6 protein-coding genes and 1 pseudogene are annotated in these 8,961 nt (G+C 42.4%); 5 read left to right on the plus strand and 2 right to left on the minus strand.

The features are described from left to right. Positions 1 to 135 precede the first annotated feature (135 nt). The 4 genes from H6F74_RS01165 (at position 136) to H6F74_RS01180 (ending at position 3,512) form a co-directional block, all read left to right on the plus strand. Positions 136 to 1,140, plus strand: a complete 1,005-nt coding sequence (locus H6F74_RS01165) for a tetratricopeptide repeat protein (protein ID WP_190435040.1) — start codon at positions 136 to 138, stop codon at positions 1,138 to 1,140. A gap of 293 nt (positions 1,141 to 1,433) precedes the next feature. Further along, on the plus strand, positions 1,434 to 1,901 hold the full coding sequence (locus H6F74_RS01170; protein ID WP_190435043.1) for an ABA4-like family protein: 468 nt from the start codon (positions 1,434 to 1,436) through the stop codon (positions 1,899 to 1,901). A 146-nt stretch (positions 1,902 to 2,047) separates the two neighbouring features. Continuing rightward, positions 2,048 to 2,734, plus strand: a complete 687-nt coding sequence (locus tag H6F74_RS01175; protein ID WP_190435046.1) for an ROK family protein — start codon at positions 2,048 to 2,050, stop codon at positions 2,732 to 2,734. Positions 2,735 to 2,783: 49 nt separating this feature from the next. Further along, the gene (locus H6F74_RS01180) at positions 2,784 to 3,512 is read left to right on the plus strand and encodes a Uma2 family endonuclease (protein WP_190435049.1); all 729 of its coding nucleotides are present in this window, start codon (positions 2,784 to 2,786) and stop codon (positions 3,510 to 3,512) included. 137 nt (positions 3,513 to 3,649) lie between these two features. Here the strand turns inward: H6F74_RS01180 and H6F74_RS01185 are convergent, their stop codons facing one another. Together H6F74_RS01185 and H6F74_RS01190 are read right to left on the minus strand one after the other, a co-directional pair. Continuing rightward, complete coding sequence (locus H6F74_RS01185) at positions 3,650 to 5,209, minus strand: ATP-binding protein (protein ID WP_190435051.1); 1,560 nt, start codon at positions 5,207 to 5,209, stop codon at positions 3,650 to 3,652. Positions 5,210 to 5,284: 75 nt separating this feature from the next. Continuing rightward, complete coding sequence (locus H6F74_RS01190) at positions 5,285 to 8,452, minus strand: PAS domain-containing protein (protein ID WP_190435054.1); 3,168 nt, start codon at positions 8,450 to 8,452, stop codon at positions 5,285 to 5,287. A 325-nt stretch (positions 8,453 to 8,777) separates the two neighbouring features. Here H6F74_RS01190 and H6F74_RS29600 point away from each other — a divergent pair. Continuing rightward, positions 8,778 to 8,961: pseudogene (locus H6F74_RS29600) on the plus strand (ISL3 family transposase); the annotation flags it as partial.

The following is an 8,961-nucleotide window of genomic DNA, read 5'->3' on the forward strand; positions in this document are numbered from 1 at the left end:
AAGGGCAGTGGCACCCCAAAAGACACATAAGATAAACTATCTACCAAGGGTCATGAAGAATGTCTCTCTAGAAGCTAACGGTAGAATTTTTTTCATTGCCCACTTGCACATCGCGCGTTAGAGGAAGAACTTTCCGTGACCAATTTCACTCCTAAAGTAAAGCGACTGAATACAGGCGGGCAGGATCAGGTAAAGCTTGGTGTTGCTCTGCAAAAACAAGGGCGGCTGGATGAAGCTTTAGCACAATTTAAGTCAGTCTTGCAAGACAATCCGACATCAATGCGGGCTAATCTGGGTGCTGGAAATATCGAGTTCAAGCAAAAACATTACGATGAAGCTCTTGTCTATTATCAAGCAGCAATAAGATTAGATCCCTTGAAGCCGATCCCCATACTCAAAGCTGGGAAGGCTTATTTGAAGCAGCGGAATTGGGACAAGGCTTTAGAGCAGTTTAAAGCCGTTGTTAGCCTTGACCCGAAAGCCGTCCAAGCTTATACAGGTTTGGGTCAGGTGCTGGCGAGGCAAGGCAAGTATGAGCAAGCCATACAGGAGTTTCGTAAGGCTCTAAGTTTAGACCCCCAGCTGCTAATGATTCGCATCCGCTTGGCTCAAGCTTATATTGACCAGGAGAAGCTTGCAGAAGCTGCTTCTGAGCTAAAAACTGCAATTAATATCAATCCCCAAAAGTGGATTAGTTATGCCGAATTGGGGCGCGTCTATTTGAAACAGAATAACTACAGTGGTGCTTCGGAGGTATTACGTCAAGCAGTTGAGTTGAACCCCGATGTACCATCTAGTGTCCGATTAAGCTTGGTAGAAGCTTTGATTCAAGAAAATAAACTGGAAGAGGCTGCTACGCTTCTTAGAGAAGTACCTCAGTCCAAACAGCTTGCACCGCGTCAGCATAAGCTTTGGGGAGATATTTACCATCGTCAAGGTCTACACCGGGAGGCTACAGAGGCATACCGTGCTGCTACGCTCTTAGCCGCAGAGGGTGACGCTGATAGCGACATGATGGATAATCTAGAGGCACTGGAAGACCAAGATGATGATGGATGGGAGGAACTGGCAGAGTCATACAAGTCATCAGCAGATAGCCTCGTCTCTGAAAATCGTAAAGGTCGGCGGCGGATGAGGTAAAAAGGAAAAAGGCCCAATGTGCAACTAAGATAAATCCCTCTTACCTCCTCTAACTGGTTCGCTGGCGAACCAGAGATAAAGAAAAAGTTTTTTTTGACGGGGAAGATAAGGAAAACTTTTTATTCACGGGGGTTGGGGTATTTAACGAAGAGTGCAGCTCACCTTTTAATCTCCCCTTGCCCCCTTTTTTAGGGGGTTATTTAAGCGTTCTGATTGGGAAAGTTGCACATCGCGTTAAAAGGCAAAATAAAAAATTATTCAATTTTTCTTTTTATTACCCATTAGCCATTGATATGATCATCGCTCAACTGTTTAACGTTGCTAATCTGTTTGTTCTGCCTTTCTGGGCGCTGATGATTCTGCTGCCCAACTGGGGCATGACCAAGCGGGTTATGGAATCTTATATTCCATTTGTGGCGTTAGCTGGTCTATATATCTATTTGTTTGTAGCGTCAATTACGCCAGAATCTGCCGCCGCTTTGTCGAATCCTCAACTGGCTGACATTGCACACTTTTTTGCAGATGAAACAGCTGCTGCTACTGGGTGGATTCATTTTCTGGTGATGGATTTGTTCGTGGGTCGCTATATTTATTTGGAGGGTCAGCGGACTGGTATCTGGACAATCCATTCGCTGCTGCTGTGTTTATTTGCAGGGCCGATGGGATTGCTTTCTCATATTTTGACTTACTGGGTGAGGCAAAAGTTTTTCTCACCAACTGTAACTGATGCAACTTCCTCGGTTCCTAACCCCCAAGCATAATACAATTTTGGATTTTGTGGGGGCGAAGGAGTTTCTGGGTTGCCGATGATTTGGGATTAGAATCTAGCGGTGTAAAACCTTCATTTCAATGTTGTCACAAATCTAAAATCAAAAATTAAGTCACTACCCAATTGAGAGATAAATTTATGCGGACTCTAGCTGTTGACATTGGCGGCAGTGGCATCAAGACAATAATTTTAGACGAAGATGGACAGCCGCTGACTGAACGCTCTCGTGTAGACACGCCAAACCCTCCTGTGCCAGAGGTTGTAATGGATGCGATCGCTTCCCTTGCTAGCTCTCAAGGTGAGTTTGACCGCGTATCTGTGGGCTTTCCCGGCGTAGTTCGCTCTGGTGTCACTAAGACAGCAGTAAATTTGTCTCCAAATTGGATCGGGTTCGATCTAGCAACAGCACTATGCGATCGCTTAAAAACACCAGTAGCAGTGGTTAATGATGCTGATATGCAAGGTTTGGGAGCGATTTCAGGATCGGGTGTAGAACTAACGATCACTCTGGGAACAGGCTTTGGTTCGGCTTTGTTTGTGGAAGGGTTACTGGTGCCAAACCTGGAACTTGGGCATCATCAGTTTCGCAAAGGGGAAACCTATGAGGAACAGTTGGGGCGTGCCGCTTTAGATAAAGTTGGTGAGAAAAAATGGAATTCTCGTCTGGAAAAAGCGATCGCATCTCTGCAAAATCTGTTTAACTACGATTACCTTTACATCGGCGGCGGCGAAGCCAAAAGAGTAACTCTCAACTTACCACCAAATGTCAAAATCGTTCCTAATGTAACTGGTTTATTGGGCGGAATTGCTTTGTGGCGAGATTAGATAGGGATGTTAGAAAATGTTACTTCTGACTCTATAACTACTGGCTACCATGTCTTTTGCACATGATTTAGAAATCTCGGAAGATGTACTGGAAGATGTTATATTTCCTCCAGGGGATTTAGATAGTGATGAACCGCCTTTGGAAAGTGAATTGCACCTGCGGCAAATAATGCTGCTGATTCAATGTCTGGAATGGTGGTGGCGCGATCGCATGGATTTTTATGCCTGCGGTAATCTCACCATCTACTACAGTCCTCGCCAGCGCAAGTCTGAGCAGTTCCGAGGGCCAGATTTTTTTGTAGTGTTGGGTACCCAACGCAAACCGCGCAAAAGTTGGGTGGTTTGGGAAGAAGATGGCAAATATCCCAATGTAATTGTAGAAATTCTCTCTTCCAAAACTGCCGCAACTGATCGAGGCTTGAAAAAGCAAATTTACCAAGATATTTTCCGCACTCCTGACTATTTCTGGTTTAGCCCTGATAGCCTTGAATTTAAAGGGTTTCATTTGTTAGATGGTCGCTACCAGGAACTTGAGCCTAATGCTAATGGCTGGTTGTGGAGCCAGCAACTAGAGCTATATTTGGGCATTCACGAGTCAAGGTTACGTTTCTTTACGGCTGAAGGGCAGTTAATCCCAACTCCAGAGGAAATGGCACAACAGGAACGACAGCAGAAGGAACAAGCGGAGCAACAGCGGGAACAAGCGGAGCAACAAGTGGCAGAAATGGAGGCGTTGTTAGTTCGGTATCGGGAACGGTTTGGTGAATTGCCTGAGTAAATTAAAAGGTTTGGTTTCAAGAGGGCGATCGCATATCTAACCCTTGATATCCAGCGATCGCTTTAGCCCTGTTTTCGCCCCTGAAGGGAAGATCCCTGTACCGAAGATATTTATTTTACATAACTTTATCTTGCGCCTTAACTTTGAAAAATCGCATTATCGTGAACTTCTACTAAAGCTGGTGCGAACCGAGGCGCGGCGTTACCTCTCGCTTTTGCATTAATCTCGATGGCAAACTCTGCGCCTTCCCCTAATTGAGAGTCACACTTGAGCCTCCCTTGATGTTTTTCGACAACAATTTGATAGCTAATAGACAGCCCTAGTCCGGTTCCTTTTCCTACTGGTTTTGTGGTAAAAAAGGGGTCAAAGAGATGCTCTTTCACGTAAGGTGTAATGCCTTTACCATTATCGGAAATACGAATTACTATCAATTGGGAATTGGGGATTAGGGATTTGAGATCAGTTTCTTCCTGATATCTGACTTCTGTAGCAATCCGGATTTGCGGAGTGAAGAAAAAACCTTCATTTATTTTTTCTTCTAAAGCATCGATTGCATTGTTCAAAATATTCATAAATACCTGATTTAACTGACCTGGATAACAAGCTACTAAGGGTAATTTATCAAATTCTTTAATTACTTCAATTGCTGGTCTATTAGGCTGTTCTTTCAGGCGGTTTTGTAAAATCATCAAGGTACTTTCAATTCCAGAGTGTAAATCGGCTTCTTTAATTTCAGCTTCGTCAAGCCGCGAAAAGTTCCGCATAGAAACGACAATTTCTTTAATGCGGGTTGCTCCTGTTCTCATTGACCAGAGCAATTTGAGAAAGTCTCTTTTAAGAAAATCAAGGTCGAGGGCGGCAATTTCGTTTTGAATTTCGTTAGATGGCTGGGGGTAGTGGCTTTGATAGAGAGAAATTATTTTTAGTAAATTTGAGGCATATTCAATAGCAGGGGTGACATTGCCATAGATAAAACTTGTAGGATTGTTAATTTCGTGGGCGATGCCAGCAGCCAGTTGACCGAGGGATGCCATTTTTTCTTTTTGCACCAGCTGGACTTGGGCGCTTTTGAGTTCGTGCAGAGCAATTTCAAGCTCTTGAGATTTTTCTCTTTCTCGTACTTCTGATTCTTGCAAAGCGGCTTCTGCTTGTTTGCGTTCGGCCATTTCAGTTTGAAGGATAGAAAGTGTTTTTGATAACTCGGCAGTGCGATCGCTTACCCGAATTTCTAAATTATCGTAGGCGTTGCGTAAGGCTTCTTCGGCTCGCTGACGTTCAGCAATCTCGCTTTGGAGTTCGCGGTTAACTGATTCTAATTGTTCTGGCGTTTTTAAAGCTAGAAATTGCGGCAGCAGCGTTACCATTTGTAGAGCTGTGTAGCAGGAAACCAGAGCGGTAATGGCTTGCTCAACGCCTGTTAGCCAGTAAGTAGGATGCCAGAGAGTCCAGATTTCCATCAAGTGACCTGTGCCACAGAGAATGATGAAAGCTCCAAATAAAGCAAATATTCCTTGAAAGGGAATATCCTGCCGTTCGTGGATGAAATACAGGAGCATTGCCGGAATTGAAAAGTAAGCGATCGCAATAAACAAATCCGAAAGGAGGTGAAGCCATACCAGTTTAGTTTGCCAAAGGTAACAGTGACCGTGAGGAATAAACTGAGTTGATGAAAATAACTCCTTTAAGAGTTCCCACATTTTTTTTATTTTTTTTATTTTCTATCTACTTTAGTTATAAAATAGCCATTTTTAAAATGCCAAGAGTAATTATACTTACCTTGATAATAACGCTTTTGAATTTATCTCAATTATAAATTCTGTACCTTTTCCTAAATACGAGTTACACCTAATTTTTCCTTGATGGTTTTCTACAACAATTTGATAACTAATTGATAGCCCCAATCCCGTCCCTTTACCTACAGGCTTGGTTGTAAAGAAGGGGTCAAATATATGTTTCTTTACATGAGGCAAAATACCTTTACCATTGTCAGTAACCCTAACAAGAACTTTATTTCTTAAAACTTTTCTTTTATCAGTCTCAATTGGTTCGGCGTTGCTAACCAAGGATAAATGGTTGCTGACAATTTCTGTGCTAATCCAAATCTGGGGGTTAAAAGATAAATCTTCTTTCATCCTTTCTTCCAGCGCATCAATGGCATTAGCCAAAATATTCATAAATACCTGATTTAACTGACCTGGATAGCAATCCACTAATGGCAACTTTCCGTAATTTTTAATTACCTCAATAGCAGCTCTATCAGGCTGTTCTTTCAGGCGATTTTCTAAAATCATTAATGTACTTTCAATACCAGAATGCAGATCAGCTCTCTTCATTTTGCCTTGGTCAATGCGGGAAAAATAGTGCAAGGCACAGATAATTTCTTTGATGCGATCTGCACCGCTTTTCATTGACGAAAGTAATTTTGGAAAGTCGGTCTTCAAAAAATCGAGATCGAGGTTTTTAATCTCCGATGAAATTGCTGTAGGGGGTGTGGGATAATGCTGTTGGTAAAGTTCAACTAGCCGCGTTAAGTTTTGGGCATATTCGCTAGCGGGAGTAATATTGCCGTAGATGAAACTGATGGGGTTGTTGATTTCGTGAGTAATACCAGCAACCAGTTGACCGAGGGATGCCATTTTTTCTTTTTGCACAAGGTGTACTTGGGCGTTTTGGAGTTCGTGCAGGGCAATTTCTAGGTCGGTTCGCTGGTGCCTTTCTCGTGCTTCCGATTCTCGCAAAGCAATTTCTACCTGTTTGCGATCGCTAATGTCTTTATGAGTACCCGTCATCCTCATCGGATTGCCGTTTTCATCCCGCTGTGTCACCTTGGCATGAGACAAAATCCACTTCCATTCTCCTGATTTAGATTGCATCCGAAATTCTATTTCATAGGCGGGGATGCTACCTTCTAGATAACCTTTCAAAACTGCCATTGCTCTAGGCAAATCTTCTGGATGTATTAGATGTTGCCAAGATTGAAAATTGTTTTCAACCTCCTCTACTGCATACCCCAAAATTCCCTTCCAATGTGCGTCGAAATAAACTTCGTGGGTGCGAATATTCCAATCCCACAAACCTAAATCGCTCCCTTCTAATGCCATCTGCAAGCGTTCTTCACCTAGCCGTAAAGCAGCTTCTACGTGTTTGCGCTGCCAGAACAAACCTAGCTGAGTCGCAACCGCCTTTACTAACTCAATCAAACGCAAATCTTGACCGCTTTTGTTTCGTTTAAAGAAAACTAAAACCGCCAACACTTGATTATCAACTACAATCGGCACGCCAAAACTAGCTTTTAATCCGGTACTTGTGGCAATTGAAGAACGTAGAAAAACTTCTTGGGTATCAGAAACATCTTCTATCCATTCCGGTTGCCCAGATGACCATATTCGCCCTGGCAATCCCACATTAGGAGCAAATGTTAATTGCTCACTGTGTTGCACAAATTCCTCTAGAGCGCGATGTTGCAAGGCGACTACCGTTTCGCGATCGCATCCGTATCCACCCTGAGCATATTTTAAAACCGTGCCACCAAAAGCCGGAATCCATGCTTCTCCAATATCCCAGCCAATAGTCCTACTAATTAAGCGCAGAATTTCCGCTAAGGCATCCTGAAAATTTTCGCAATCATTAATCGCTTGGGTTGTTGCCAGCAGGAGTCGGATTTCATCTTCTGCTTGCTTTCGCGAGGTGATGTCTGTAGCAGTTCCTAATATCTGAAACGGTTTCCCATTAGAAGCTTGAGCAAACAAAGTATCTCGGCTGACAAAAGTGCGCCATTCTCCATTGGCGTGTCTCATTCGGTACTCAATCTCAAAGATTTCACCCTCAGAGGCTAATTCTAATTCTTGAAAATGTTGAGGGAATCGTGCAAAATCTTCTGGGTGTATCAGATTTTTAATAACTGCCTCTCCCATAGCTTGAATCTCTTCTGCTGTATAACCAAGAACTTTAGTAAATTCGCGATTTATATAAATATTTCGCTTTAATTCTAGGTCATAAATATATAAAATATTGGGAGTTGTCTCAGCAATTTGTTGAAGAAGAAAACGCTGGCTTTCCCGCAGCACTAATTCCGATAGCTTGCTTTCTGTGACATCGCGGGCAACTCCGTGAATCAAACCTTCCTGTGCAAATGGGGTATATGTCCATGACAACCACTTATAAGACCCATCTTTACAGCAATAACGATTTTCAAACTTGACGCTCAAAGCGCCATTTTCTAGCTTTTGGAGTTCAACAAGAGTGGCTTTTCTGTCTTCTGGATGGACAAACTCGATACATGGTATAGCAAGAAGTTCCTCTTGGGTGTAGCCCAAAGTATTTGACCAAGCTGAGTTCAAACACTTGAAATAGCCATCGACAGCGATACATAATAGATCGAGAGATATAGCACAAAATCGAGAGTATGCTGCATCATTAGAGCGCACGAACAACCTCGGCAAAGCAACATCGCGGTGGACTGCTGCTTCCTCTAAAACAGAGTGATTATTTTGTTCGCGTTGTAGCCTAGCTTCTTGTCTTTTATGACGCACAACTGCATGACGTAGAGAGCGAATTAAAAGTTGACTATCCAGGTTTCTTTTTACCAGATAATCTTGTACGCCAGCTTGAATAAATTGAAGCGCTAATTCTTCATCCTCTATTGTGGTGAGTACGACAATCGGAATGTTTAGCTGATACTGTTGCATCCTGACAACGGTATCAAATCCTTGAGTGTGGGAAAGGGAAATGTCTAATAAAATTACATCAAAGCCTTTTTTATTTAACAGCTCTAGGGGCGTGTCTATTTGCTCTACCTTGGTTGTAAAAATACGAAAATTAGCATAAGCGCAGGTTCGTGATAATAATTCTTCAATGCGTTCCGTCTCGTCTGTATTATCCCCAATCAGAAGAACTTTAAACCAAGTGGAGGCAGCGTTTGAGGTGAAACTTGATGACATTTTTATCATTATCAAAACAATTTGATTCTTAAAAATAACTGATTCTATTTATCTTTAAATTGTTTATTATTGGGTAGCATAAGGGTGAATACAGTTTAAAAACCCAAGTTCACTTCGAGATGCGATCGCTCTCGAAAGCTATTCGCGTCCTGGTTGACGGATCAATTCAGCGACTACTTACTTATAATATTCGCTGAAATCCAGACAAATTAACGTTTCTGGTCACAAAAAGCACAATAAATCGAAAACCCAGACTAGAGGAAATGGGTCTTGCGGCATCATGGGGTAAAATGTAGCGATTGCTACATTTTACCCAAAAAGAACAATGGACTTTCATCTAGATACCTTATTAAACTTACCGAACGTTACGGTTTTCACCGCTTATCAAAAAGAAGAATTCTTCATTCTGAAATTAGAGTTGTTAAATGAAGGAATTAACTGCCCATTTTGCGGACACTATACTGATAAGTTACACCAAAATCGACCAAATTTAGTCCGAGATTTAGCCA

The organism is Trichocoleus sp. FACHB-90 (assembly GCF_014695505.1).
Classification (GTDB): domain Bacteria; phylum Cyanobacteriota; class Cyanobacteriia; order Cyanobacteriales; family FACHB-T130; genus Funiculus; species Funiculus sociatus.